A 24104-nucleotide genomic window follows, 5' to 3' on the forward strand; every position below is an offset into this window, starting at 1 on the left:
TAACGATCACTACAAAATAAAGGAGGCACGGATGAAAGCTGCAATCATAGAATCCTTTGGCGACGCGGATGTGTTCCGGATGGCAGACCTGCCGCGTCCCGAACCCAAACCGGGAGAGGTGCTGCTCCGCATCCATGCGTCCAGCGTGAACCCGGTGGATGCGGGGGTGCGGTCCGGGACCATCCTGCCCGATGATCCCGCCCTTTTCCCGATGATCCTGGGCTGGGATGCAGCGGGGACAGTCGAGGCGCTTGGCCCGGAAACAGAGGGGTTTGCCCCCGGCGACCGGGTGATGGCAATGTCGCCGCAGCCTGGGTCAATGGTCGGTACCCATGCGGAATTTGCCGCCTTGCCAGCCAGTCAGGTTGTGAAAATTGCCGATGCGGTTCCCTTCACTACTGCCGCCGCAGTGCCGCTGATCGGCAGCACAGCGCTGGCGGCTCTTCAGGCCCTGGCTTTGCCGCCGGGCGCGCGTGTCCTGATCAACAATCCAATGGGGGCGGTTGGCGCAATGGCGGCAGCAATCGCCCCTCTGCTGGGGTTCGAACTCGCCGCCCCGGACGCGCGGCAGGTGGACGGCGCCATTGACGTGCGCGGGCGCAAACACGCGCAGCAGGCATTTGCTGCCGTGAAAGATGGCGGCGCCTATGCAACGATTGTCCCGGAGTGGTGGAAGCCAGGCGGGGTTTTCGCGGAAGCGCGGGGGATCACCCCGGTGACGGTTCAAAACCCCGCCAATCAGGAGGTTCTGCTGCCATTGGCGGGCTGGCTGGCCGAGGGTGTTTTGATGCCGGAGATCGAGGATATTCTGCCGCTTGATCAGATCGCAGAGGCGCACCGCAGGCTGGGGACGCCTGGGCACACGGGCAAATTCGTTCTGGACCATACCCTCTGATATCAGCTGGAAAGGGAACAGGCGGGCGGGTCTCCGCCTGTTCCGGTACAATAAGCTACTGTAGTCCGGACTGGCTTTGCCCTGCCAGACACTGCTGCGCCTGCGCCGTGATGCAGGCCAGAATATCGCTGGCGGCCTGCACTTTATCGATCAAGCCGATGCCTTCACCGGCAAAAGCGGTGGCAACATCCGGATCGCCGGCCTCCTGGGCTGCCGACCATTTTGCGGCCTCTGCGCCCGCTTCCAGTTTCAAAGCCTCCTCGGAACCGTGCCATTTCTGAATGAACCGGTTGCGCAAAACGCGGCCATTGTAACGGCCGGGCCAGTCATAACCGCGGACCACATCCACCACCCGGGTGCGGATCGTGTCATCTCCCGTTGCCGCCAGCGCGCGGTCCAGAATGCGCGGGTGCACCAGCGCCTCGTGCGAGGCCCAGAACCGCGTGCCGATCACCGCCCCATCCGCCCCCAGCATCAGCGCTGCCGCAAGGCCGCGCCCATCCGTGATACCGCCTGCGGCACAAAGCAGCGCTTTGCTGTTCCGGCGTGCGATCTCGTCAGCGATCTCGGGCACCAAGGCAAAGGTGCCGCGGGCTTCGCCATGGCCGCCAGCGTCCGCACCCTGGGCGACAATAATGTCTGCGCCGCAGTCCAGCGCTTGCCGGGCATCGCGCAGGGTCTGCACCTGGCAGATCAGCGCCACACCCGCTTCCTTGATCGCAGGCGCGAATGGTGCAGGGTCGCCAAAGGACAAGAACAGCGCCGCCGGATCGCGCGCCAGCACCCGGTCCAGCAGCTGCGGCTGTTCCGCAAGTTTCCAGGTGATCAGCCCGCAGCCGACGCGGGCGTCCGCCGCAAGGCCGAACTGCTGGTCGATCCAGGCGGCATCGCCGTAAGCGCCGCCGATCATACCCAGCCCGCCCGCATTGGAGACGGCACTGGCCAGCGCGCCGCCCGCGGCAAAGGCCATTGGCGCCTGAATAACCGGACAGGTGATCCCCAGCGCCTCTGTCAGCCGCGTCTTCATTGCGCCTGTTTCCGGTACTCCTGCACCGGCAGGCCGCCAACGCCCCAATCCTCCAGCGGGACTTCGTTGATTACCACAAAGGTTGTCGCCGGGTTCTTACCCAGAACCTCCTGCAGCAGGTCCGTAACTCCGGTGATCAGCTGCGCCTTTTGGTCCGCACTCGGGCCGGTGCCGTCAGGGCCGCCTTCACGGGTGACTTTGATACTCACATAAGGCATCTGTCAGCCCTTTCGCGGTACATATGAGAACACTTTTGCTACAATGCGCCATTCAGCGCCGTGGCGGACAAGGGTAAGCAGGTCATGGAAATCCCGGCCCATCATGGTCATCCGGGCGCTGACCCGGGCCAGCCGGTCGCTGGCAAAGGCAATCTCGAGGATCTCCTCCTCGCGCGGGTCCCCGCGTTTGGCCGGCGGCTCGCGCCCGTCGACGCGGGCCATGTAGGTTTCAAGATCTAAGTAAAGCTCATCGCCCTCGGTGGCGCAGATGTAGGCGAGATGCGGATGGAAAACTTCGCGCAGCATGGCGCTGTCAGCGTGATGGAGGCCCTCGAAATAGGCCTCCATCAGTGCGCCGACCACTTTGTGATCGGCTGGTGTCATTGGATCAGCCCTTCTGCGCGCATTGCAGCCTGAGCGGACGGGCGGGCGGCACTGCGGCTCACGAACGCCGCCAGCCGGGGCCAGCGGGCCAGGTCGATGCCGGTGAAGTTCGCCCAGTTCGAGACCGCGAACAGATAGGCATCCGCGACCGAGAACCGGTCCTCTACCAGCCACTCGCGGCCATCCTCCAGCTGCGTCTCGATGAAATCGAACTTGCCCGCTACAGCGGTGCGCGCATCGTCTTTGCCGCCCTCGGATATGCCGTCGCGGAACAGCGGGTTAAAGGCTTTGTGCAGCTCGGTTCCGATCCAGTTGAGCTGTTCCTGCATCCGGGCACGGGCCAAGGTACCGGCTGCCGGCGCCAAATCCGCTTCCGGGTTGCTGTCCGCGATATACTGCAGAACCGCCGCCCCTTCGGTGAGAACGCTGCCGTCGTCCAGGCCCAGGGCCGGCACATAACCCTTGGGGTTGATCGCGCGGTAGTCTGCGCCGCTTTCGGTCCGGCCTGCCGCGGTATCGACAGCTTCGATTTCAAATGGACGGCCGGTTTCATGCAGGGCGATATGGCTGGCCAGCGGACAGGCGCCGGGTTTGTAGTAGAGTTTCATGACAGTCTCCTGTGTTTGGTGATGTCCTCTGACTACCCGCTGATATGATTGATTGATAATATTGAGTACTCATGAATATGATCCAAAAAAATAATCATGTAATGGTCCCATGAAACACGATCAGCTCATTGCCCTTGAGGCGATTGTCTCAACCGGCACCTTCCGCGGCGCGGCGGAGCGTCTGAACAAATCGCAGTCCGCCATCAGCCACACAATCCGCCTGCTGGAAGAGGAGCTGGAGCTGGAGCTGTTCAGCCGCGCGGCCTACCGGCCGGCGCTTACCCCGGCAGGTGAAATCTTCTACCGCGAGGCCTCCCGTGTGCTGCGGCAGATGCAAGGCTTGAAAACCACCGCCGCCCGGCTGCGCGCCCGCGAAGAGCCAGAGCTGAACATTGCCGTCAGCGCCACAATGAATCTGGACCCATTGCTGCCGGCGCTTGCCGAAACCGGACGGCATCACCCGGCCACCCATCTCCGGCTGCGGATGGAAATGATGGGCGGCCCGATCGCCCGGCTGATGGAGGGCAAGGCAGACATCGCGCTTGCTTCGCTGGAAGGGGTGCCGCTGGATGATGTGGAAGCTGTGCCGGTCACGGAGGTGACAATCCGGCCAGTGGCCAGCCCCGGGCTGAACCTGCCCGTCGGCTCCCGTGCATTTTCAGCATCCGAAATGCAAAGCTACGTGCAGGTGGTCGCGGCGGGCACAGGCGGCGCCGCGCATGAACAAAGCCGCGACCTTCTGCCGGGCGGGCTGAAGTGGACCGTTTCCGATCTAGCTGCCAAGAAAAAGGTGATCCTCGCCGGTCTCGGCTGGGGCGGCCTGCCGGACCATATGACCGAGGAGGAGCGGCTGTCTGGTGCATTGCTTCCCCTCAACCTGGAACGATTCCCTGTACGCCAAACGATGATTTTCAAGATGAGACGCAGAGACCGCCCGCCCGGCGTCGTGGCCAGTGAACTTTGGAACAGAATCGGGGCAGCCGAACCGGCCTAGGCCCTGAAAATGCCCGGCAGCAGGTCACGCCGCAATCGTCGGCAATTTCGCCTGAGGGCACGCAGAAACGCTCCCGCGGCTGTTGCTTTCCGCCGTGGGCGCGTACTGTTACCTGATGCCAGATGCGTGTAGAAGTTGACCAGATTCACGTTTGAAAAAGGCGGTATGCTTTCCAAAAATGACAATCGGCGCTGGAGCCTAAGAAAATGACAGCTTCGGATCCTTCAAGCCTGGCCACGGTTTCGTCGCAGTTTGCCGGGCATTGGATTATGGCCTTGCGGCACTGTTGCACGGATGCCCAATTGGCCTCCTTTCTGCAGCGCGCGGGGATGCATGCAGTCCAGGGTCGGATTGCCCACCGCATCACTTTGGATCAGATTGTCCGGCTTTACCAAATCGCTGCCATCGAAACCAATGATGAAATGATGGGCCTTTGGAGCCGGCCGATCCGGGCCAGAGCACTGCAGCACCTGCTGACGACGGTCCGCGAAGCCAGCTCTCTTCCCTCAGCCTTGCACCGGTTCTCTACGTTCTGGAACCTGCTGCTGGACGATTACCAGATTGAACTCGCGTCCGGAAACGGCAGCGTCAGTCTGCGGCTTGTGCCGCGCGGTGCGCAGCCCTGTCAGCAGTTCGGCCATATGCTGATCCTGAAACTGGCGCATGGGCTGCTGTCCTGGCTTGCAGGATATGAAGTGCCTGTCCAGGCGGTTCAGTTTGCCTTTGAGCGCCCTGGGTTTTCAGACGATTACGCGGTGATATTTCCGGCGCAGATCAGCTTCATGGCACCGTGTTCGGCAATTACGTTTGAGGTCGCGAAACTGGGGCCAACAAAAAGACGCAGCCCTGCGGAGCTGAAGGAGTTTCTAAGCCGGGCCCCCCGCGACTGGATGTTCACAGGGTATAGGGAACATAAGCAGTCTCTGAGAGTCCGGGAGTTCCTTTATCAAACAAGCTGGGAGGGCGGCCACTTGGCAGATGCCGCCCGCGCATTGAACGTCACACCTAGAACCTTGATGCGGCGGCTGGATGCGGAAAACACCTCCTTTCAGGCGATCAAGGACGGGCTGCGCCGGGACATAGCCATTCATGACCTGCAGGCCGGGAGCAAGAGCATCGAAGAAATCTCTCAGGATGTCGGGTTCTCCTCTCCCGCGAATTTCCACCGCGCTTTCCGGCGGTGGACGGGTGTAACACCAAGTTCGTACAGAGCATCGGAAAACTGAACACTGGCCCTGTCCCCAAAGAAGATCGCAGAGGTGCTCAATAAGGAAGGCGTGCCGGGCCCGTCCGGCCGCCATTGGGGGATTTCACCATCCATGGCAACCGCCGGAGAGGCACCGGCATTCTGAACAAAGAGCTCTATAACAGACGCCAGTTCTGGAACCGGCTGTGTTTCGATAAGATCCCTCAGACAAACCGGCGGATGTCCCGCCTGAATCCGGAAAGTGAATGAACCATCACCGAGGTTCCAGAGCTGCGCATCGTTGAGCGGCATTTGCAAATCCATCCCTGCCGCCAGATCCGGCATTGATTTTCGCTGTACCGCCGCGGTCCAAGCCGGCCGGCTGTCAGGCAGAGTGCCGGCATTAAACCGGCACAGTTTCATGCTGCACTCCGCTGCGCCGCAAGATTTCTTCGGTCCCGAATTTCCGCGCCCCGGCCCGAACCCCTTCAGTCCCGGATCACCGCCATGGCTGCACCGCCAAGTTCCTGCAGGGCCGCGTTGCGCGTGCCGAAATCCGCATCTGCGTCCGACAGAAAGATGGTGATGATCCACGGCGCCCCTTTATCGGGCGTGACCATTGCAATGATGTTGCGGGTGTGGCTGCCGCTGCCGGACTTGTCGAGGACTTGCCAGTCCGCGGGCGCGTCAGCGCGCAGCAAGTTGCCCGTCACGCCGCCATGGCTCATCCAGTCTGCCAGTTGGTCGCGCGATGCCGGTGACAGCGCATTGCCCAGCAGCAGCTTTTCCAGCGTGGCAGCCATTGCCGCCGGGGTCGTTGTGTCGCGCGGATCGCCGGGGGCGAAAGTGTTCAGTTCGGGCTCACGCCGGTCCAGACGGCTGATCGGATCGCCAATGCTGCGGAAGAATTGCGTAACTGCCTGCGGCCCGCCAAGCCGGTCGATCAGGATATTGGCTGCAGTGTTGTCGCTCATGTCGATAGCGGCAAAGCACAGCGCGCCGATCGTCATGTCCTCGCCGACCCGTGTTTTTGCAACCGGCGCGTAGGACTGCAGATCCGCCTCACGCACCGGCAGCGCGTCGGAAAGAGCCAGTTCCCCCGCATCGCGCTGCGCGAGCACGGCCCCGCAGATTGGCGCCTTCACGGTGCTGTTCATCAGGAAACGTTCATCTTCCCGGTGCGACCAGGACGTCTGCCCGCCAACCTCTTTGATCGACAAACCGACGCGCCCGCCAAGCCTCTGTTCAACGTGCGACACGGTTTCGGCCAGTGCCGCGAGGCGCGTGTCAGCTGCGGACATGGTGGCCAGAGACAGGCCAAGAGCGAGCCCTGCCGCTGCGCGCGACAGGACGGAAGCGGTGAACCGCATGGGATGTTCCTTTCGGGATAAGAGCCAAAGACGACATCAGGTGATGTCATGCGTCTGGTATATTTCAGCTTGATCCGGCGCTACAAACGACAAATCTTATCGCCCGCCATTAGCTGAGGTATTGCCATGGATCGCCCCGACCTGCCTTTGAACGCCCTGCGCGTGTTCGAGGTTGCCATGCGCCAGGGCAGTTTCACCAAGGCCGCCGTCGAACTGCGGGTGACCCAGGCCGCGGTCAGCCATCAGGTCGCGCGGCTGGAAGATCTGCTGGGAGTCACCCTGTTCCTGCGCACTTCGCAGGGGCTGGTGCCGACCGACGAGGGGCAACGGCTTTTCCCGGTGCTCGAACACGGGTTCGACGCGATGGCGAGGGTTCTTGGCCGCCTTGGCGGGCAGCGCGACGTGGAGGTTCTGAAGGTTGGGGTGAACACGACCTTTGCGCTCGGCTGGCTGATGCCGCGGGTCGATGCCTTCCGGCAGGCGCATCCGGAGATCGATCTGCGGATTTCGACCAACAACAACCGGGTGGAAATCCTGCGCGAGGGACTGGACATGGCCATCCGTTTCGGCACCGGCGGCTGGACCGGCCATGACGCAATCCCGCTGATAGAGGCACCGTTGGCGCCGCTCTGCGCGCCGCGGCTGGCGGCGCGCCTGCAGCATCCATCGGACCTCGGGCATGTGACGCTTCTGCGCAGCTACCGCAGCGCCGAATGGCCGGGTTGGTTCGAAGTTGCAGGCGCGCCCTGTCCGCCGGTCACGGGCCCGGTCTTTGACAGCTCGGTGGCGCTCGCGGAACTTGCCGCCTCGGGAGCAGGCGCGGCGCTGCTGCCAGTCGCCATGTTCGAGAGATTCATTGCCCAAGGCCGGCTGGCACAACCCTTCTGCGTCACCTTTTCCGCCGGGCGCTACTATCTTGCCTGGCCCTCAGACCGCCCTGCAACACAGGCGATGAACACATTTTCCCGATGGCTCTCCGGGCAGCGCACAGAAGAGTCAAAGCTGATGCCCCTTGCTGGATCGGGAGACGCATGATCCGTCAGCCATGGCTGGGGAAATACATCTTTGAAACCGTCGAGGAGGCGCAAAACCAGGCAACGGAATGGCTTTGGACTTACAACAACGAGCGACCCAACATGGGCATCAACGGCATGACACCCGCAATGAAACTGAAAATAGCCGCATCTACGGCTGGGTTCCACTAAAAATGGGGGACTACCCGATCGCCGGCCTTACGCTGTTGGCAGGCTCGCCCTGGCGAATTCTGGAACCTGGACGAAGTTGCCGTGAAAATCGCGGGCAGGTCATTCTGGTTGTGGCATGCCGTCGATCAGGAAGGCGCCGTGTTGGAAGAAATCCCCCAATCCAGGCGGAATATGCGGGCGGCTGATCTGAGCCCCGGCGCAACTGTCTTAAGCCAGACCCGGCTTACTGGCTCAAATAATCTGAGCCGAAAACGGCGATGATCTCGCGCCCGACGATTTATGATCTCAAGATACCGTAATGGGCTGCTCAAGCCGCGTGTTTGGTTACAAGCTCCTCGTGAAGGGAAGTGGATTGTCCACCTTCCGTGTCAGCAGGAGGATATCATGGAAGTCTATATCGGGGTCGATGTGTCACTGGAATTGTCGAGTGTCTGCGTGGTCGACCGCGCCGGCCAGGTGATACGTGAGACAAAGGTTGCAAGTGAACCCGATGCGTTAGTCGATTTCTGTTGTTCATTGAGCCAACAGATCGTGTTGATTGGCATGGAAGCGGGGCCTTTATCGCAATGGTTGTTCGCTGGGTTGACTGAAGCAGGACAAAAGCCGGTTTTGATGGAGACCCGCCAAGTCAAATCTGCGCTACAGGCGATGCCAGTCAAAACCGACCGGCGCGATGCACACGGGATTGCCCAACTCTTGCGCACTGGTTGGTTTCGGCCAGTGCATTGCAAATCAATCTCGGCGCAGGAGATCCGAGCTTTGCTTTCAGGACGTAAGCTGCTGCTGAATAAGCTGATTGAAATCGAGCATGGCTTAAGAGGTATTCTGCGCGGCTTTGGTTTGAAAATGGGCAAAGTCAGCAGGGGGCGTTTTCTAGAGCGGGTGAATGAGCTTGTTGCAGGCAACCCTATGCTTGAGGAGATCTCGCAGGCGATCTTACAAGCTCGCTCGGCGCTCCAGACGGAGGTTTCGGATCTTGATCGCCGCGCTCGAAGCCTGGCCCGCGCTGACGGCCCTTGCCGATTGATGATGACAGCCCCCGGTGTCGGAGCGCTGACGGCCCTCACCTTCAAAGCGGCGGTGGATGATCCTGCCCGGTTCCGGTCATCAAAGCGCGTCGGGGCGCACTTTGGACTGACACCGCGAAAACACCAATCCGGTGAGACCGACATAACCGGTTCGATCACTCGGGCGGGCGACGCAGGAGTCCGTGCCATGCTCTTTGAGGCGGCGCAGGTCTTGCTGACCCGTGTGCAGGCGCCGTCGGATTTGAAAAGCTGGGGGCTGGCAGTAGCTCGGCGGCGCGGTTTAAAACGCGCCATTGTCGCCGTTGCACGTAAGCTTGGAACAGTGTTGCATCGAATGTGGTCGGATGGTGCCGAGTTCCGCTCTACGGTCGCCGCGCCTGCGGCAACCACATGATTGTACAACGAAAGAAAAACCAGATCCGGTTGAGCTGAAAAGCCAGCTCACCGACGTCCCCCACCGGGACGCGGATCCCGAAGACGCCGTGTAGCGGCTCGTGGCTCGCAAAAGTGAAGCCCGCTCTCAAGATTGGCGCTCGGGGTCTTTCTAACAGGTATCATGTGGCGGCCCACGTCGACCACGAACGGAAGCATGAAACCGGTGGATGGACGAAATTGGGAGCTTGACTAAACTCAGGCCATTACGGAAGCCGCTACATCTAGGGTGAGATCGAGGCCGCTGACGTTGGGCTTGCCCTGGTGTGCGGCGCGGCTATACTTTCAACGGGCGCACGGCACCCTTCAGCGAAAAATGCTCCGGAAACATGGCCGCCAGGAAGCGGAAGATGATCCGCGATGCCTCTTCCCGGTCGAAGCGGTCAGGGTGCAGCAGGAAGTCGGTCCACATGCCCTCAAGCAGTGCCAGTGTGCCATGGGTTGCATCCCGGGCCGCACCGGCGGCATCCGGTGTTCCGGCCTCGCGCACGATCCGGGAAAAGGCGTTGTGGATCATGCCGCGCAGCCGTCCGTCGCGGGTATCGGAATACTCGGCCACGGCCTTGCGGTTCCTGGCCTCGCCGCGGAAGGCGTACCAGATGCTGACATTGCGCCGGTTCAGCACCCGCGCGCTGAGGTCGCCGCGCACGATCATCTCGACCCGTTCCTGCGGGCTGTCTCCTGCGGTCTGCAACAACGCTTCCAGCCCGTCGTAATACTCCTCTGACGAATGATGCGCCGCCGCCTGAACCAGGTTGTCCTTGCCGCCGAAATGCAGGTGGATCATGCCGCGTGACAGGCCGGCCCGCTGGATGATCTCGCTGACGGATGTTTCCGAAATACCTTTCTCCGCAACCGAATCCAGCACCGCCCCGATCAGGGCCTGGCGGTTCTGCTCGCGGTTCTGTTCCCGTTTTCCCGGCATATGACTCTGTTGGTTATTGACGGCATTCACAATTCGGCACCCTGCAGCAGGCAGCGCCATGCCAGCATTGGTCGCATATCACCCGCAGAATATCCAGTCAAAATGGACGCTTGTCCATTTCCTTAAGAAACCTGTTGACAGATGCATGCCCTGACCGCCACTCTTTTATGGACGATTGTCCATTTTTCGATGCGGCACCCGCGTAAACAAAAACGGTAAGCGATACCCAGTAATGGCCGGAATTCTAAAAACCGAAGCAGGCAAAGGTCTGGCGCTCAGCGCCCCTGCGTCGCTATATGTGGGGCTGCTGGTAGCTGCGCCGCTGGGCATTCTGGTGGCCTACAGCTTCTGGACCCAGTCCTATGTCGACATCGACAAGACGCTGACCTGGGCCAATTACGCCGAGGCCGCCACCGATCCGCTGGTGCGGCATCTGCTGCTGCGCTCGATCCTGATTGCCGGGGCGGTGACCATGGCGACGGTGGCGCTGGCCTATCCGATTGCCTATTTCATCGCCTACCGCACCCGCAAGAAAACCCTCTGGCTCTTGCTGATCACCATCCCGTTTTGGTCAAGCTACCTGCTGCGGGTGTTCAGCTGGAAGCTGATCCTCGGGTTCAACGGGGTGATGAATTCCGCTCTGCTCTCAATGGGGCTGATCAACGAACCGCTGACCTTTCTTCTCTACAATGAATTCGCGGTGGTGCTGACACTGGCCCACGCCTGGGCGCCGTTTGCGATCCTGCCGATCTATGTCTCGCTGCAGAAGATCGACCGGGCATTGCTGGAGGCCGCCACCGATCTCGGGTGCTCCAAGCTGGAACGGTTCTTCCGGGTCACCCTGCCGCTGTCGGTGCCCGGCATCATCGCCGCCAGCCTGATCATCTTTATCCCCACCGTCGGCGACTACGTCACCCCGTCGCTGGTCGGCGGCTCGCAGGGCAAGATGGTGGCGAACCTCATCCAGGTGCAGTTCGGCCCGGCCAACAACTGGCCGTTGGGCGCGACGCTGTCGCTGGTGGCGATGGCCTCGGTCGGCTTTGTCGCCATCCTGTTCGTTATCCTGGCCACCGCCTTGGGGAGGAGAATCCGTTGAGCAAGTCACTCCGTTTCCCCTGGCTTCTGGCCTATGCGGTGGCCTATCTGATCTTCCTCTACCTGCCGGTGCTGCTGCTGCCGCTGTTCTCCTTCAACGACGGCACCATCGTCGCCTTCCCGATGAAGGGATTCACCCTGAAATGGTATGCCCAGCTGGGGGCGCAGGACACGCTCTTGCAGGCGATGGCGAACTCGCTGATCGTCGGCGTGGTCACCGCAGTGGTGGCTACCTCGCTGGGGCTGTTTGCGGCCCGCGCCTATGTGCGCTACCGCTTCACGGGGCGCGAGGTCTCCGAAGGGCTGGTGATGCTGCCGCTGGTTATCCCCGGCATTATCGTGGCGTCGTCGATGCTGGTGCTGTTCATCTCGCTGGGGCTGCGGCCGTCGCTGACCACGGTGATCCTCGGCCATGTCTTTGTCGCGCTGCCGTTTGCCGTATCAATCATGAAATCCGCCTTTGACGACTTTGATCAATCGCTGGAGGAAGCCGCTTTTGATCTGGGCGAAAGCGTCATCGGCACCTTCCGCCGGGTGACCCTGCCGATCGTGGCGCCGGGGATTGTCGCCAGCCTGCTGGTCACGTTCACCGTGTCGTTCGACGAGTTTGTGCTGGCCTTCTTTCTGTCCGGCAACCAGCCCACCCTGCCGGTCTATATCTGGAGCCAGATCCGCTTTCCGGCGAAGCTGCCGAACACGCTGGCGCTTGGCTCGCTTTTGCTGCTGGCTTCGGTGCTGTTGCTGCTGACAGCCGAATACTTCCGCCGCCGCTCCACCAAATCCGCCTGAGTGTAAGGACCAACAGATGACCAGTCAGAACATCATCGAAATCTCCGGGGTGGAAAAGCGCTTTGGCACCTTTGTGGCGGTGCGCGACCTGAACCTCGAACTGAAGGAGGGCGAGTTTTTCTCGCTCCTTGGCCCCTCGGGCTGCGGCAAGACAACGGCGCTGCGGATGATTGCGGGGTTTCAGGACCATGACGAAGGCACCATCCGCATCGGCGGCCAGGACATGGCCCATATTCCTGCCAACAAGCGCCCGGCAAACATGGTGTTCCAGTCCTACGCGATCTTTCCGCATCTGAACGTCGGCGACAACGTGGCGTTTGGCCTGCGCAAGCTGCGTCTTGGCAAGACCGAGATGCAGGACCGCGTCGCCGAAGCGCTGGAGATGGTGGAATTGGGCGGGCTGCAGGCGCGCAAGGCCGATGAGCTGTCGGGCGGCCAGCGGCAGCGGGTCGCCCTGGCCCGTGCGCTGGTGATGCGGCCCAAGGTGCTGCTGCTGGATGAGCCGCTGTCGGCGCTGGACAAGAACCTGCGCGAGGCGATGCAGTTTGAGATGCGCCGCCTGCAGCAAAAGCTTGGCATCACCTTTGTCATGGTCACCCACGACCAGTACGAGGCGATGACAATGTCCGACCGCATCGGCGTGATGTTCCAGGGCCAGCTCAAACAGGTCGACAAGCCGGAGGTGCTCTACGCCCGTCCCTGCAGCCAGGAAGTCGCGGCGTTCATCGGCGGCATGAACTTCCTTGACGCAGCGGTGACGGGTGAGGCGGACGGCAAGCTGCACGCCCAGGTCCAGGGCTTCGGGCCGCTTGCCATTGATATGAACCCCAATGTGGCCCGGCGCGGGCCGCAACTGCTGACGGGCATCCGCCCCGAACAGCTGGAGATCTCCGCCCAAAAGCCCGATGGCTATGACGGCTATCTGCAGGGCACTGTCACCAACGCCGCGTTTTATGGCGAAAACGTCCACTACCACGTCACCGCCGACGGGCTGCAGCAGCCCATTGCGGTGTCGGTGCCGAACTATTTTCACACGGTTGATCACCAGCAGGGCGATCCGGTCTGGCTGGGGGTGCAGAACGCCTCCGTCATCGACCTCGGCGCCCGCGAGGCATGAGAATAAAGGGAGGAAGAAATATGAAACATTTCAACACGGTGCTGGCCGCTGCCACGGCTTTGACCGCCTCAGCCGGTATTGCGTCCGCCGATGCCGCCAGCCTGTCGGTCTTTGACTGGTCAGGCTATGAGGATCAGGGCTTCTACGGCGATTATGTCGCCAAATACGGCGGCGCCCCCAGCTATACCTACTTCGGCAGCGTCGAGGAGGCCTTTACCAAGCTGCAATCAGGCTTTGCCGCTGATCTTGCCCATCCCTGCACCGACGGCTTGCGCAAATGGGTGGCGGCGGGGCTGCTGAAGCCGATCGACACCTCCAAGATCAGCAACTGGGACAAACTGCTGCCGCAGATCAAGGATGTGGACGGCGTCACCATCGACGGCAACACCTATATGGTGCCGTTTGAATGGGGCAACACCGGGCTGATCTACCGCACCGACCAGATCAATGCTGCGGACGTCTCGCTGCAATTGCTGAGTGATCCCGCCCATCAGGGCAAGATCGCCATTCCCGATGCGGCCTCCTCGGCCTATGCGATGGCAGCGCTGGCCACCGGGGCCTCCAGCTATACCGATATGTCGGATGAGGAGTTCCAGAAAGCCTCGGACTTCCTGCGCGCAATCCACCCGAATGTCCGCTTCTACTGGTCCGACGCGGGCCAGCTGGATCAGGCCATTGCTTCAGGCGAAGTTACCATGGGCTGGGGCTGGAACCAGTCGGAGCTGAATCTGATCTGGAATGAAACACCGGCCAAGATGATGCGCGACGTGGACAAGGGCATCGCCACTTGGGTCTGCGGCTATGTGCATCTGAATTCCTCGACCCAAAGCGATGAACAGGTCTATGACATGCTGAATGCGCTAAGCGCCGAGGCCAGCGGCAAATACATCATTGAAAACTGGGGCTACGCCCATGCCAATGCAGATGCCTTTGCCTCAGCCGATCAGGATCTGATCAAGACCTACGGCTTTGCCGATGTGGACAGTTTCTTTGAGGACAGCCTGTTCTTTGACGCTGTAAAGCCCGAGCTTGAGGGCCGCATGCTGAAGGAATTCGAACGCATCAAAGCCGGGTTCTGATCCAGCCGGCGGCGGGCACTGAAACCCGCCGCACCGCCAAGACCAAACAACCAAGACACAAAGGATGTGCCAGCATGCAAGGCGCAAATGGGTATTCCATTCTGTTCGAGCCGGTGAAGATCGGCCCCGTCACCGCACGGAACCGCTTTTACCAGGTGCCCCATTGCAACGGGATGGGCCATGTGCGCCCCCAGGCAGAGGCCGCGATGCGCACGATGAAGGCCGAAGGCGGCTGGGCCGTCGTTTCCACCCAGGAGACGGAAATTCATCCGACCTCGGACCTTGGGCCTTATGCGGAAAACCGGCTTTGGGATGAGCATGACATCCCCGCCCTCCGGCTGATGACGGAAGGTGTGCATGACAAAGGTGCGCTTGCGGCGATCCAGCTCGCCCATAACGGCCATCATGCCACCAACCATTTGACCCGCGCGCCGGTGCTTGGCCCGTCGGACATGCCGATCGACACACCATTCCCGAAGCAGGCTCGTGCGATGGACAAATCCGACATCCGCGACCTGCGCCGCTGGCACCGGGCCGCCGCGCGGCGGGCCAAAGAGGCGGGTTTCGATATTGTCTATGTCTACGCCGGCCACCAGATGACTCTGCCGCAGCATTTTCTGCTGCCGCAGTACAACAACCGCAGCGATGAATACGGCGGCAGCCTGGAAAACCGGCTGCGCCTTACCCGCGAACTGCTGGAGGAAACCCGCGAGGAGCTTGACGGCCATTGCGCGGTGGCCTTCCGCTTTGCCGTGGATCAGATGGCCGGACCGGACGGGATGCAGGCGCGAGAGGAAGGCCGCGCCGTGGTGGAATTGCTGGCTGATCTGCCCGATCTTTGGGATGTGAATGTCTCAGACTGGAGCAATGACAGCCAGACCACCCGTTTCCAGCCGCAGGACGGGTTTCAGGTTCCTTACATCGAATTCGTCAAACAGGTGACTTCCAAACCCGTCGTCGGTGTCGGCCGTTTCACCTCGCCGGATCTGATGGCCTCGCTGGTCAAAAAGGGAGTGCTTGATCTCATTGGTGCGGCCCGGCCCTCGATCGCAGATCCGTTCCTGCCAAAGAAAATTGAAGAAGACAGGATTGACGAAATCCGCGAATGCATCGGCTGTAATATCTGCGTCTCTGCTGACATGCTCGGGGTGCCGATCCGCTGCACCCAGAACCCGACCATGGGCGAGGAATGGCGGCGGGGATGGCACCCTGAGGTGATCGCATCAAAGGGCCATGAGGAGCACGCGCTGGTGGTCGGTTCCGGACCCGCCGGGCTGGAATGCGCGATGCAGCTGGCCAAACGCGGCTATGACGTGACCCTTGCCGAAGCCGGGAAGGAGTTTGGCGGGCGGGCGCTGCGCGAAAGCCGCCTCAAAGGGCTGGCAGCTTGGAAACGGGTCGCGGACAACCGTCTGTGGCAGCTGCAGCAGCGGGCCAATGTCCAGATGTTCACAGACAGCCCGATGACCGCCGAAGAGGTGGCGGATCTCGGCATTCCCAATGTCTTCCTCGCAACCGGCAGCCAGTGGCACCGTGACGGGCGCGGGCGGTCTTCGCTGACCCCGCTGCCGGTGCAGGATATGCCCTGTTTCACACCGGATGACATCATGGCTGGTGAACTGCCGCCGGACAGCGGGCCGGTGCTGCTCTATGATGACGACCAGGGGTATCTGGGCGGGGTGCTGGCCGATCACCTGGCCGCCGCGGGCCGCAAGGTGATCCTGGCCACGCCCGGCGCTGTGGCTTCGGCTTTTACCGACCTGACACTGGAGCAGGCCCGGGTGCAAACGAGCCTGTTGCAGGCAGGCGTGGAGATCGTGCCGCTGCATCTGCTCCACTCGGCGGATGCCACCGGCGCGGCACTCGCCTGTGCCTACACCGGCCGCATCCGGCAAATCAGCTGCGCCAGCCTTCTGATGGTGACGTCACGCCAGCGCGATACGGCGCTTTTCGATGCCCTGCGCGCTGACTACGGGGACCGGTTCACCACGCTGGAACTGATCGGCGACGCCGCGTCGCCCGGCCTGATTGCCGATGCGGTCTTTGCCGGCCATTTGGCGGCACGCAACTTTGAACGCGACCCGGCGGCAGCAGATGCTGAATGGTTCCGCCGCGAACTTATCTCACTCAACGATATGGGAGGCGCATAATGCCCAAAGATGACCTGCAAGTGATGCGTGACCTGATTGAAACCCATCAGCCCGGATTTGCGCTTGAGCGGCATTTCTATACCTCTCAGGCGGTTTATGACCACGACATCAAGATGTTCTGGAACCGCAACTGGATCTGGGCCGGCCATGTCAGCCAGATCGCGGAGCCGGGCGACTATTTCCTGTTTGACTACGGCCCGGAATCCATCATCGTGGTGCGCGACCGCAGCGGCGATGTCCGCGCCCATCTGAATGTCTGCCGCCATCGCGGATCCCGCGTGTGCCTGGAGAAACAGGGCTCAGCCCGGGTTTTCTCCTGCCCTTATCACGCCTGGACTTTCGGACTGGACGGAAAACTGCGTGGCGGCCGTGCCATGGGGCCGGATTTCGACCCCGGCGAATACGGGCTGTTCCCGGTGCAGGTGCAGATCTTCCAGGGGCTGATCTTTGTCTGCGCCGACGAAAACCCGCCGGCACTGCAGGACAGCCTGGACAAGCTGGCACCGCTGTCCGCCCCGATGCAGCTGGAAAACCTGACGCTTGCACACGAGGCCTCTTATCCGGTGCCCGCCAACTGGAAGCTGGCGCTGGAGAACTATCTGGAGTGCTACCATTGCGCGCCCTCGCATCAGGAGTATTCGCGCAGCCATTCGCTGAAAGACCCGGCGGATGTTGAAAAACATGGCGAAGCCCTGCGCGAACGCTCTGCCGCCATCGGCCTACCGACCGAAGAACTGGACCTCACCGGTCCCAATGCCCTGGCCTTGGGCGCGGATGTCTACTGGCGCCGCTACCCGCTGTTTCCCGGCTATCAGACCGGCAGCAGGGACGGCGCACCGCTGGCGCCTCCGCTAGGCGAGCTCAGCGGCCATGACGGCGGTGCCACCGACCTTGCGGTCGGCACGCTCAACTATTTCCTGATCTACGCCGACCACTTTGTCGGCTACCGCTTTGTGCCGCGCTCCCTGCAGGAGACCGATATACAGATCGCCTGGTATGTGCGCGGCGGTGCGGAAGAGGGTCGCGACTACGACAAGGAAGCGCTTACCTGGCTCTGGCATGTGACCTCGCTCGATGACGAGAAGATTATCCGCCACAATCAGGAAGGAGTGAATTCGCACCGTTTCGTTCCCGGCCCGCTGTCGGAAATGGAATGGAGTCTGCCCGGCTTCTACCGCAGCTATTTCGGCATGATCTGAACGCCTTACACCCTAGCAACTGTGTCCAGGTTTTCAGTCCCGGCACCTGGTGGAGCGGATTTGGGATGAAACGATCTGGCTCTGAAATCCAGATCTTGCAGATGTATTCGCAGGGTGTGAGGCCGCTAAGCGTCTTGAGCCTGCGAGCAAAGTTGTATGCGTCCATGAAGCCGGCGAGGTGCGTGCGCAGCTGATCATGGCTGTCGTAATGGAATCGTTGTACCGTCGCGTCCTTAATCGTTCGGTTCATCCGCCCGACCTGGCCGCCGCTCGGGCAAACAGTCCCCCGGACTGTTTGCCTTTCCTCGCAGCTCCATGGCTGAAACGCATAGAGGCAATCATCCAGCGGCAGTGGCGTGTGCCGCCGGAATGCGACGATCATTGCCTCCTCCGCTTCGAAGAGAACGGCCGAACACGGCTCCTTCGGCCCGGTCTTCAATTCCTCCACCGTCGCAGGCTTGCGCCACTTCGCGACGGTCTTGGGATTGATGCCCAGCTCCTTGCTCAGCTGCGCGGGCGGAGCCTGCGATCTCAGTATTGCTGCTCTGACGGCGTGCATGCCCTATCGGCAGATTGCTGCGCAATCGCCTGCCGGCTGACAGCGCGTGGCGCTCCCATGACGAACTTGTCCCATAGTGCTTCCTTCCATTCCAACGAAAGGATCACACCATCAAAACCTGGGATCAAACACCTAGACCGCGAGATCGCGGTAATTGTTTAAGATCGCGGTTACTGCTGCCTTGGTTTTCGAAGGCAACACCGGTTGTTCCAGCTCGGCCAGCATCACCTTGAGGTCATCGCCGATACGCTCCAGCAGATCCTGATCCGGCGCGCCTGCGTTGCTGAGCGGTATGTTTGGCCCGAAATAGCGGGAGTTCCAGACCTGGGTCCGGCAATTGTCGACCGTATGCTGCCGCGCAAGGAAGTTCCCCGACGGGCCGACTTCCCGGATCAGATCGGCAGCCATCTGATCGGCGGAAACTTCCAGGCCTTGCCACATCTTACGCAGCAGCCCCGCCAGATCGTCGCAGAGTAGAAGCGCATGCAGCGAATATGTCAAACCCTGATCAAGGGATCCCATATAGTCGATTGTGGCGGGACGGTTGTAGAACATCTGCGTCATGTTCGAGGAGATTTCCCAGACAGCATCCTGATTGAAGCGGCGGGCAACCGAGCAGCCGCCGATGCCAGTCAGCGACGGGAACCCCAGCGACCGGCGGATCTGGCACATCGCCATATCAGCCACTGAAGTCTGGGAAAAGCTGCCGATGGCGCCGGTGGCCGGCTCCATAAAATTCACATCCGAGCAGCCGACGCAGAAACTGCCCTCGGCGGCCAGCTGGCCCAGCACCACAGCAGCGAAGTCTGTCATCAGCGCATGGGTGATGCAGCCAGCCAGGGTAATTGGCGAAGAAGCGCCGCCGATCGGCAGGGTACCAACCCCAACCGGGACGCCTGTCCGGGCAGCGGTGATGATCTGGTCCGAGTGGATCCGTGCGAGATTGACCGGCAGCGGCGTGACCAGGTGCAGAAAATAAGGCTTTTTCCTCAGCGCGTCCTGCGATCCGCGCAGCGCGGCCGCCATTTCAGTGACAGCGACAAGCGACGACGGGTGCTCGCAAAGGTATTCCAGTGGCTTGGTGGTGTTTTCCATCAGACAGACAAACTCGTCGATCTCGCCGAACTGGTTCGACTGTTCGACATCCTTCACCGCAATGCAGACACCGTCGACATGCGGCAGCTTGTCGGCAATCAAGGTGATCAGCGCCAGGTCCTCCCGCGTCGAAGGGCGCGGCTCACCGGAGTCCGCGTCATAGACCGCGATGCAAGTCATGCCGGGCATGAACCATGTGTGCTCGCAATCAATCGAGATGGGGTTTTCACCGTTGCGGTCCCAGAGCGTGGTCTTGCGGGCGGCTGTTGCCAGCGCCCTGCGGGTCACGGTTTCCGGGATTTTGACGATACCGCCGTCTGAAAGGGCACAGCCAGCCTGCCGCAACAATCCATCCGCTTCGCCGCCCGGCTCGATGACCACGCCGGAGGTGGCAAGCAGCTCAACCGTGGTGTCCACGATCTTGTCCACCTGCCCCTGCGTCAGCGGCGCATAGGCCGGAGTGGCCCGGGAATGCGGGCCCTTGCTGGCAGGCGCTTCGATTGAGATGGTTTTTCTGCGGCTTCTCGCACGGCGCATTTACTCTACCCTTTTTTGAGTGATCGCTCAAATTTGGTGTTCGAAATTCGGTTTGTCCAGATATCAATGCCTCCTCCGGTAAATTATTTATTTGAGCGCTTAAATAAATAATGATAATGATTCCTGCCATAGGGAAGGAGACCCGCATGAAGGACGACGCGCTAATTCAGTCTGATCCCAGGGCCGGACGTACCGGATTACCCGCCTGGAGTTATACCAATCCGGAGCTTCTGGAAGAAGAAAAGGAGCTGCTGTTCCGCCGCCACTGGCAGCTTGTTTGCCATGTGAATGACGTGCCGGAGCCCGGCGATTTCATGGCCGCGGATTTCACCGGTGAGCGTGCCCTGGTGGTGCGGGGGAAAGACGGCGCAGTGCGCGCATTTCACAATCTTTGCCGCCATCGGGGCAGCCGTGTCGTGGCTGAAGACAAGGGCCATTGCAAAAACGCCATCATCTGTCCGTTCCACGGCTGGGCTTTCAATCTGGATGGCACCCTGCGCGGTGCGGCACGGCCCGAAACCCTGCCGGATCTGGATCCGCAGGAATGGGGGCTGAAACCAGTTGAGATGGACATCTGGCACGGGTTTGTCTTTGTGCGCTTCAAGCCGGGACCGCAGCCCGCGGTGTCCGAAGTGATGGCGCAGTTCGAGGCGGAGCTGGCGCCTTACGGCCTGGCAGACCTTCTGCCGGACGGGAACGGGATCAGCGCCACTGAAATTGCCGCAAACTGGAAATGCGTCCGCGATGTGGACAACGAAGGCTATCATGTGCCGCTGGCGCACCCGGGCCTGCATGATCTTTTTGGCAGCAACTACGCGGACCAGCCGTTCAGCGGTGGCGCTGCACGGTCATTCGGCGCCTTCCGTCCCGGTAACGGGCGGCTGTGGAGCGTGCGCAACTACAAAAAGCTGCTGCCCAAAGCCGATGGGCTGGACGAGGAACATCAGGCAGCCTGGCTCTATCTTGGGGTCTTTCCCAACCTGGTGTTCGGCATCTACCCGGACTCGGTGATCTTCTACCACGAGTTTCCGGTGGAAAACGGCCGCACCATCCAGCGCGCCGCCTGTTACAAGCGACCGTCCGAAGACCGGCAGCTGCGCGCCGCGCGCTATCTCAGCGGGCGGATCGACCGGATCACCTCGAAGGAGGATGAGCAGCTTATAGAATGGTGCTGGGAGGCGGCCTTTTCCAGCGGCTATGACGGTGTCATCCTGTCGGATCTGGAGCATGGCGTGCGCAGCTACCATGATGAGCTGCGCAAGCTGTTCCCGGTTCTGCAGCATGATGAACCCGGAAAAGGGCAATTGAAGGCCTGCAACGCAGAACTGCTTGCGCAGCTGGACAAGGCTTGAAGGCGGGCGCCGCCCGTGCGGGGTCGGCGCCCTTAAAACCACCCAGGAGGAGCCAGGAATGTTAACTGGAGAGAGACGCCAGGGCCTCGCATTAATCAGCCCGACATTGCTCTATTCGCTGCTGATGCTGGCCGCGCCTTTGGTGATGGTGCTGACGTTCAGCTTCTGGACCCAGAACTATCTGGATCTCGATACCACGCTCACGCTGGACAACTACCGCGAGGCCTGGAGCAAGCCGATCTACCGCGCCTTGCTGCTGCGTTCATTGAAAATCTCGCTCATTGTCACGGCAGTGACCGTGGGGCTGGCGTTTCCGATCGCCTATTTTCTGTCCTTTCACGTCAAACAGCGCAAGGCATTGTGGCTGTTCCTGATCACCGTTCCGTTCTGGACCAGCTACCTGCTGCGGGTGTTTCTGTGGAAGGTCATCCTCGGCTATAACGGCGTGCTTAACACGGCCTTCACGGGGCTGGGCATTATTGACGAGCCACTGACCTTCCTGCTGTATAATGCCAATGCGGTGGTGCTGACGCTGGCGCATGCCTGGGCACCCTTTGCGATCCTGCCGATTTTTGTGGCACTTGAGAAAATCGACCGCTCACTGCTGGAGGCCGCTGAGGATCTGGGCGACGGGCCGGTGCGGCGGTTCTTCCGCATCACCCTGCCGCTGGCGATGCCCGGCGTGGTTGCCTCCACCCTGATTGTGCTGATCCCCACCATCGGCGATTTCATCACTCCGAAACTGGTCGGCGGCACTGACGGGCTAATGATCGCCAACATGATCCAGATACAATTCGGCAAGGCGAACAACGCGCCGTTAGGGGCTGCGCTGGCGATCACTTCGATGCTGATTGTGGCCGGCATAAGCGCGGTTATCTTCCTTGCTGGCAAACGTTTTGGAGGCAAGGTGCAATGAAACCCGCCCTGAAATTCCTCTCCGCCAAATGGCTGGCCGTTTATGCGGTTGCCTATATGGTGTTTCTCTACGCGCCGGTGATCCTGCTGCCGATGTTTGCTTTCAACGATGCCACGATCATCTCCTTTCCGCTGACCGGCTTTACGACACAGTGGTTCGACGTGCTGTGGCAAACCGAATCCTTGCATGGCGCGGTGCGGAATTCGCTGTTGGTCGGTCTCTCATCGGCGCTGCTGAGCACCATCCTCGGCGCCTGCGCGGCGCGGGCTGCGGCGCGCTACCGGTTTCCCGCAAAACGCGGCATCATGAGCTTTATCATGCTGCCGCTGGTGCTGCCCGAAATCATCGTGGCGGTGTCCCTGCTGGTGCTGCTGATGCAGCTGGGCATGCCGCTGTCGCTGGCAACCGTGGTGCTGGGGCATGTGCTGATCTGCACGCCCTTCTCCATCGCCATCCTGAACTCCGCCTTTCAGGGGCTGGACCAAAGCCTGGAGGAAGCGTCCTTTGACCTGGGCGAAAGCCGCTGGGGCACCTTCCGCCGCGTGGTCCTGCCTCTGGTCATGCCAGGTGTGGTGTCCAGCCTGCTGATCACCTTCACCATTTCGCTGGATGAGTTCATCATCGCGTTTTTCCTGACCGGCACCGAAGTTACCCTGCCCGTCTATATCTGGAGCCAGCTGCGCTTCCCTGCCAAACTGCCATCAGTGATGGCGCTGGGGACCATCCTGCTGGCTTTGTCCGTCCTGCTCCTGATCCTGGCCGAGTGGTTCCGCCGCCGCGCCGCGCGGAAACAGGGTCTCGAAGCTTCAGCCACCGGAGGATTTGCCTGACATGGCCATCCTATCTCCCAATCCCATCATCGACCTTGCGGGCGTCACCAAGTCCTTCGGAAGTTTTCAGGCTTTGAAAGGCATCGATGCAACCGTCTATGAGGGCGAATTCTTTTCACTGCTGGGCCCATCGGGCTGCGGCAAGACAACCCTGCTGCGGATGATCGCCGGGTTTGAGACGCCAACGGATGGCACCATCGTGATTGCAGGCCAGGACATGGCAGGCGTGCCCGCCAACCGCCGCCCCACCAACATGGTTTTTCAATCTTATGCTATCTTCCCGCATCTCAGCGTCGCCGAGAACGTCGGTTACGGGTTAAAGACACGCAAACTGCCCAAGGCCGAGATTGCCCGCGAGGTAGAGCAGGCGCTGCAAATGGTGGACCTGGGCGGCCTTGGGACCCGCGCCGCGCATGAACTGTCCGGCGGCCAGCGCCAGCGGGTTGCGCTGGCCCGGGCGCTGGTGATGAAGCCCAAGGTGGTGCTGCTGGATGAGCCGCTGTCGGCGCTCGACAAGAAGCTGCGCGACCAGATGCAGGTGGAGCTGCGGCAGCTTCAGCAGAAGCTTGGCATCACCTTCATCCTGGTGACCCACGACCAGGAGGAGGCGCTGACCATGTCAGACCGGATCGCGGTGATGTTCGACGGCCGGATCGCGCAGCTCGCCACCCCCGAGGAACTGTACCGCCGTCCGGTGGACAGGCGTATCGCCTCTTTCATCGGGGTGATGAACTTCCTCGGCGCCAAGGCCACCGGGCGTATGAACGGCCATCTGGCGCTCGACATTCCGGCACTTGGCAGCATCGAGCTGCCGTCGGCACAGATCCCCGACGGGCTGGACCTTCGGACCCTGGATTCGATTGGCATCCGCCCGGAAATGCTGACCATCCTGTTTGACGGAAGCGAACCGGCCGAGCAGGTGGCCAGAGGACAGGTGACCGGCACCGCCTATTACGGCGACATGACCTATTACAGCGTGCGCCTGCCCGGCCACGGCGAGGACGTGACTATCTCAATGCGCAACACGGCAGGCCGGTCCATCGTGCCGCCCGGCAGCGAAGTTCCGGTGGGTTGGGGCGCAGACTCCATTGTGCTGTTCCAATAAGGCTGGGAG

23 protein-coding genes and 2 pseudogenes are annotated in these 24104 nt (G+C 61.3%); 17 read left to right on the forward strand and 8 right to left on the reverse strand.

All coding sequences use genetic code 11. The annotated features are described in order from the left end of the window. The first annotated feature begins 31 nt into the window (after nucleotides 1-31). A complete protein-coding gene (locus K3724_RS17540) occupies nucleotides 32-895 on the forward strand; it encodes an NADP-dependent oxidoreductase (RefSeq protein WP_259987731.1) in 864 nt (287 codons plus the stop codon). A gap of 55 nt (nucleotides 896-950) precedes the next feature. Here the strand turns inward: K3724_RS17540 and K3724_RS17545 are convergent, their stop codons facing one another. Genes K3724_RS17545 through gstA form a run of 4 tightly spaced genes read right to left on the reverse strand, consistent with a single transcriptional unit; the run spans nucleotide 951 to nucleotide 3132 of the window. Continuing rightward, a complete protein-coding gene (locus K3724_RS17545; RefSeq protein ID WP_259987733.1) occupies nucleotides 951-1922 on the reverse strand; it encodes a nitronate monooxygenase family protein in 972 nt (323 codons plus the stop codon). Continuing rightward, nucleotides 1919-2140, reverse strand: coding sequence for a 4-oxalocrotonate tautomerase family protein (locus K3724_RS17550; RefSeq protein WP_259987735.1), 222 nt, complete (start codon nucleotides 2138-2140; stop codon nucleotides 1919-1921). The genes K3724_RS17545 and K3724_RS17550 overlap by 4 nt, the downstream gene beginning before the upstream one ends. A gap of 3 nt (nucleotides 2141-2143) precedes the next feature. Then, a complete protein-coding gene (locus K3724_RS17555; protein WP_259987737.1) occupies nucleotides 2144-2524 on the reverse strand; it encodes a nuclear transport factor 2 family protein in 381 nt (126 codons plus the stop codon). Beyond that, nucleotides 2521-3132 carry a glutathione transferase GstA gene (gene gstA, locus K3724_RS17560; RefSeq protein ID WP_259987739.1) on the reverse strand — a complete coding sequence of 204 codons (612 nt, stop codon included), beginning with the start codon at nucleotides 3130-3132 and terminating at the stop codon, nucleotides 2521-2523. Before gstA ends, K3724_RS17555 begins: the two co-directional genes overlap by 4 nt. A gap of 109 nt (nucleotides 3133-3241) precedes the next feature. Here gstA and K3724_RS17565 point away from each other — a divergent pair, with 109 nt between their 5' ends. Together K3724_RS17565 and K3724_RS17570 are read left to right on the forward strand one after the other, a co-directional pair. Beyond that, on the forward strand, nucleotides 3242-4126 hold the full coding sequence (locus K3724_RS17565; protein WP_259987741.1) for a LysR family transcriptional regulator: 885 nt from the start codon (nucleotides 3242-3244) through the stop codon (nucleotides 4124-4126). Between the two features lie 206 nt (nucleotides 4127-4332). Then, nucleotides 4333-5352 carry an AraC family transcriptional regulator gene (locus tag K3724_RS17570; RefSeq protein ID WP_259987743.1) on the forward strand — a complete coding sequence of 340 codons (1020 nt, stop codon included), beginning with the start codon at nucleotides 4333-4335 and terminating at the stop codon, nucleotides 5350-5352. A 448-nt stretch (nucleotides 5353-5800) separates the two neighbouring features. On the opposite strand, the gene bla is transcribed toward K3724_RS17570, so the two are convergent. Then, entirely contained in the window at nucleotides 5801-6682 is an 882-nt protein-coding gene (gene bla / locus K3724_RS17575; protein ID WP_259987745.1) for a class A beta-lactamase, read from the reverse strand. 126 nt (nucleotides 6683-6808) lie between these two features. Here bla and K3724_RS17580 point away from each other — a divergent pair, with 126 nt between their 5' ends. The 4 genes and pseudogenes from K3724_RS17580 (at nucleotide 6809) to K3724_RS17595 (ending at nucleotide 9309) form a co-directional block, all read left to right on the forward strand. Further along, nucleotides 6809-7717 (forward strand): LysR family transcriptional regulator, encoded by a 909-nt coding sequence (locus K3724_RS17580; RefSeq protein ID WP_259987747.1) that lies wholly within the window; start codon nucleotides 6809-6811, stop codon nucleotides 7715-7717. After that, nucleotides 7711-7887, forward strand: a pseudogene (locus K3724_RS17585) (integrase core domain-containing protein); the annotation flags it as partial. The gene K3724_RS17580 and the pseudogene K3724_RS17585, both read left to right, overlap by 7 nt. 81 nt (nucleotides 7888-7968) lie before the next feature. Then, nucleotides 7969-8148 (forward strand): hypothetical protein, encoded by a 180-nt coding sequence (locus K3724_RS17590; protein WP_259987749.1) that lies wholly within the window; start codon nucleotides 7969-7971, stop codon nucleotides 8146-8148. Between the two features lie 123 nt (nucleotides 8149-8271). Next, entirely contained in the window at nucleotides 8272-9309 is a 1038-nt protein-coding gene (locus K3724_RS17595; protein ID WP_259987751.1) for an IS110 family transposase, read from the forward strand. 315 nt (nucleotides 9310-9624) lie between these two features. Here the strand turns inward: K3724_RS17595 and K3724_RS17600 are convergent, their stop codons facing one another. After that, nucleotides 9625-10272 (reverse strand): TetR family transcriptional regulator C-terminal domain-containing protein, encoded by a 648-nt coding sequence (locus K3724_RS17600; protein ID WP_259987753.1) that lies wholly within the window; start codon nucleotides 10270-10272, stop codon nucleotides 9625-9627. 232 nt (nucleotides 10273-10504) lie between these two features. Between K3724_RS17600 and K3724_RS17605 the strand changes: the two genes are divergently transcribed. From K3724_RS17605 to K3724_RS17630, 6 genes are all read left to right on the forward strand, one after another. After that, on the forward strand, nucleotides 10505-11368 hold the full coding sequence (locus K3724_RS17605) for an ABC transporter permease (protein ID WP_259987755.1): 864 nt from the start codon (nucleotides 10505-10507) through the stop codon (nucleotides 11366-11368). After that, a complete protein-coding gene (locus K3724_RS17610; RefSeq protein ID WP_259987757.1) occupies nucleotides 11365-12156 on the forward strand; it encodes an ABC transporter permease in 792 nt (263 codons plus the stop codon). Before K3724_RS17605 ends, K3724_RS17610 begins: the two co-directional genes overlap by 4 nt. Nucleotides 12157-12172: 16 nt before the next feature. Continuing rightward, nucleotides 12173-13273 (forward strand): ABC transporter ATP-binding protein, encoded by a 1101-nt coding sequence (locus tag K3724_RS17615; RefSeq protein WP_259987759.1) that lies wholly within the window; start codon nucleotides 12173-12175, stop codon nucleotides 13271-13273. A 20-nt stretch (nucleotides 13274-13293) separates the two neighbouring features. Further along, on the forward strand, nucleotides 13294-14352 hold the full coding sequence (locus K3724_RS17620) for a PotD/PotF family extracellular solute-binding protein (protein WP_259987761.1): 1059 nt from the start codon (nucleotides 13294-13296) through the stop codon (nucleotides 14350-14352). Nucleotides 14353-14426: 74 nt separating this feature from the next. Continuing rightward, nucleotides 14427-16502, forward strand: a complete 2076-nt coding sequence (locus K3724_RS17625; protein ID WP_259987763.1) for an FAD-dependent oxidoreductase — start codon at nucleotides 14427-14429, stop codon at nucleotides 16500-16502. Further along, entirely contained in the window at nucleotides 16502-17701 is a 1200-nt protein-coding gene (locus K3724_RS17630) for an aromatic ring-hydroxylating dioxygenase subunit alpha (protein WP_259987765.1), read from the forward strand. Before K3724_RS17625 ends, K3724_RS17630 begins: the two co-directional genes overlap by 1 nt. A 28-nt stretch (nucleotides 17702-17729) precedes the next feature. Here K3724_RS17630 and K3724_RS17635 read toward each other — a convergent pair. Both K3724_RS17635 and K3724_RS17640 read right to left on the reverse strand, forming a co-directional pair. Beyond that, nucleotides 17730-18260, reverse strand: a pseudogene (locus K3724_RS17635) (IS481 family transposase); the annotation flags it as partial. Nucleotides 18261-18392: 132 nt separating this feature from the next. Next, a complete protein-coding gene (locus K3724_RS17640; RefSeq protein ID WP_259987767.1) occupies nucleotides 18393-19892 on the reverse strand; it encodes a trimethylamine methyltransferase family protein in 1500 nt (499 codons plus the stop codon). Between the two features lie 146 nt (nucleotides 19893-20038). Between K3724_RS17640 and K3724_RS17645 the strand changes: the two genes are divergently transcribed. From K3724_RS17645 to K3724_RS17660, 4 genes are read left to right on the forward strand one after another with little or no spacing between them, the layout of a single operon-like run. Beyond that, nucleotides 20039-21244: an SRPBCC family protein gene (locus K3724_RS17645; RefSeq protein ID WP_259987769.1), complete on the forward strand. Its 1206-nt coding sequence runs from the start codon at nucleotides 20039-20041 to the stop codon at nucleotides 21242-21244. A 58-nt stretch (nucleotides 21245-21302) separates the two neighbouring features. Then, a complete protein-coding gene (locus K3724_RS17650) occupies nucleotides 21303-22160 on the forward strand; it encodes an ABC transporter permease (RefSeq protein ID WP_259987771.1) in 858 nt (285 codons plus the stop codon). Beyond that, on the forward strand, nucleotides 22157-22990 hold the full coding sequence (locus K3724_RS17655) for an ABC transporter permease (RefSeq protein WP_259987773.1): 834 nt from the start codon (nucleotides 22157-22159) through the stop codon (nucleotides 22988-22990). The genes K3724_RS17650 and K3724_RS17655 overlap by 4 nt, the downstream gene beginning before the upstream one ends. Before the next feature lies 1 nt (nucleotide 22991). After that, on the forward strand, nucleotides 22992-24095 hold the full coding sequence (locus K3724_RS17660; RefSeq protein ID WP_259987775.1) for an ABC transporter ATP-binding protein: 1104 nt from the start codon (nucleotides 22992-22994) through the stop codon (nucleotides 24093-24095). Nucleotides 24096-24104 lie beyond the last annotated feature (9 nt).

Source organism: Leisingera sp. M658 (assembly GCF_025144145.1).
Lineage (GTDB): Bacteria > Pseudomonadota > Alphaproteobacteria > Rhodobacterales > Rhodobacteraceae > Leisingera.

Excerpts from the sequence above, each read along its gene's own strand:
- K3724_RS17540 (WP_259987731.1), top strand. The coding sequence starts at position 32 with ATGAAAGCTGCAATCATAGAATCCTTTGGCGACGCGGATGTGTTCCGG.
- K3724_RS17545 (WP_259987733.1), bottom strand. The coding sequence starts at position 1,922 with ATGAAGACGCGGCTGACAGAGGCGCTGGGGATCACCTGTCCGGTTATT.
- K3724_RS17550 (WP_259987735.1), bottom strand. The coding sequence starts at position 2,140 with ATGCCTTATGTGAGTATCAAAGTCACCCGTGAAGGCGGCCCTGACGGC.
- K3724_RS17555 (WP_259987737.1), bottom strand. The coding sequence starts at position 2,524 with ATGACACCAGCCGATCACAAAGTGGTCGGCGCACTGATGGAGGCCTAT.
- gstA (WP_259987739.1), bottom strand. The coding sequence starts at position 3,132 with ATGAAACTCTACTACAAACCCGGCGCCTGTCCGCTGGCCAGCCATATC.
- K3724_RS17565 (WP_259987741.1), top strand. The coding sequence starts at position 3,242 with ATGAAACACGATCAGCTCATTGCCCTTGAGGCGATTGTCTCAACCGGC.
- K3724_RS17570 (WP_259987743.1), top strand. The coding sequence starts at position 4,333 with ATGACAGCTTCGGATCCTTCAAGCCTGGCCACGGTTTCGTCGCAGTTT.
- bla (WP_259987745.1), bottom strand. The coding sequence starts at position 6,682 with ATGCGGTTCACCGCTTCCGTCCTGTCGCGCGCAGCGGCAGGGCTCGCT.
- K3724_RS17580 (WP_259987747.1), top strand. The coding sequence starts at position 6,809 with ATGGATCGCCCCGACCTGCCTTTGAACGCCCTGCGCGTGTTCGAGGTT.
- K3724_RS17595 (WP_259987751.1), top strand. The coding sequence starts at position 8,272 with ATGGAAGTCTATATCGGGGTCGATGTGTCACTGGAATTGTCGAGTGTC.
- K3724_RS17600 (WP_259987753.1), bottom strand. The coding sequence starts at position 10,272 with ATGCCGGGAAAACGGGAACAGAACCGCGAGCAGAACCGCCAGGCCCTG.
- K3724_RS17605 (WP_259987755.1), top strand. The coding sequence starts at position 10,505 with ATGGCCGGAATTCTAAAAACCGAAGCAGGCAAAGGTCTGGCGCTCAGC.
- K3724_RS17615 (WP_259987759.1), top strand. The coding sequence starts at position 12,173 with ATGACCAGTCAGAACATCATCGAAATCTCCGGGGTGGAAAAGCGCTTT.
- K3724_RS17620 (WP_259987761.1), top strand. The coding sequence starts at position 13,294 with ATGAAACATTTCAACACGGTGCTGGCCGCTGCCACGGCTTTGACCGCC.
- K3724_RS17625 (WP_259987763.1), top strand. The coding sequence starts at position 14,427 with ATGCAAGGCGCAAATGGGTATTCCATTCTGTTCGAGCCGGTGAAGATC.
- K3724_RS17630 (WP_259987765.1), top strand. The coding sequence starts at position 16,502 with ATGCCCAAAGATGACCTGCAAGTGATGCGTGACCTGATTGAAACCCAT.
- K3724_RS17640 (WP_259987767.1), bottom strand. The coding sequence starts at position 19,892 with ATGCGCCGTGCGAGAAGCCGCAGAAAAACCATCTCAATCGAAGCGCCT.
- K3724_RS17645 (WP_259987769.1), top strand. The coding sequence starts at position 20,039 with ATGAAGGACGACGCGCTAATTCAGTCTGATCCCAGGGCCGGACGTACC.
- K3724_RS17650 (WP_259987771.1), top strand. The coding sequence starts at position 21,303 with ATGTTAACTGGAGAGAGACGCCAGGGCCTCGCATTAATCAGCCCGACA.
- K3724_RS17655 (WP_259987773.1), top strand. The coding sequence starts at position 22,157 with ATGAAACCCGCCCTGAAATTCCTCTCCGCCAAATGGCTGGCCGTTTAT.
- K3724_RS17660 (WP_259987775.1), top strand. The coding sequence starts at position 22,992 with ATGGCCATCCTATCTCCCAATCCCATCATCGACCTTGCGGGCGTCACC.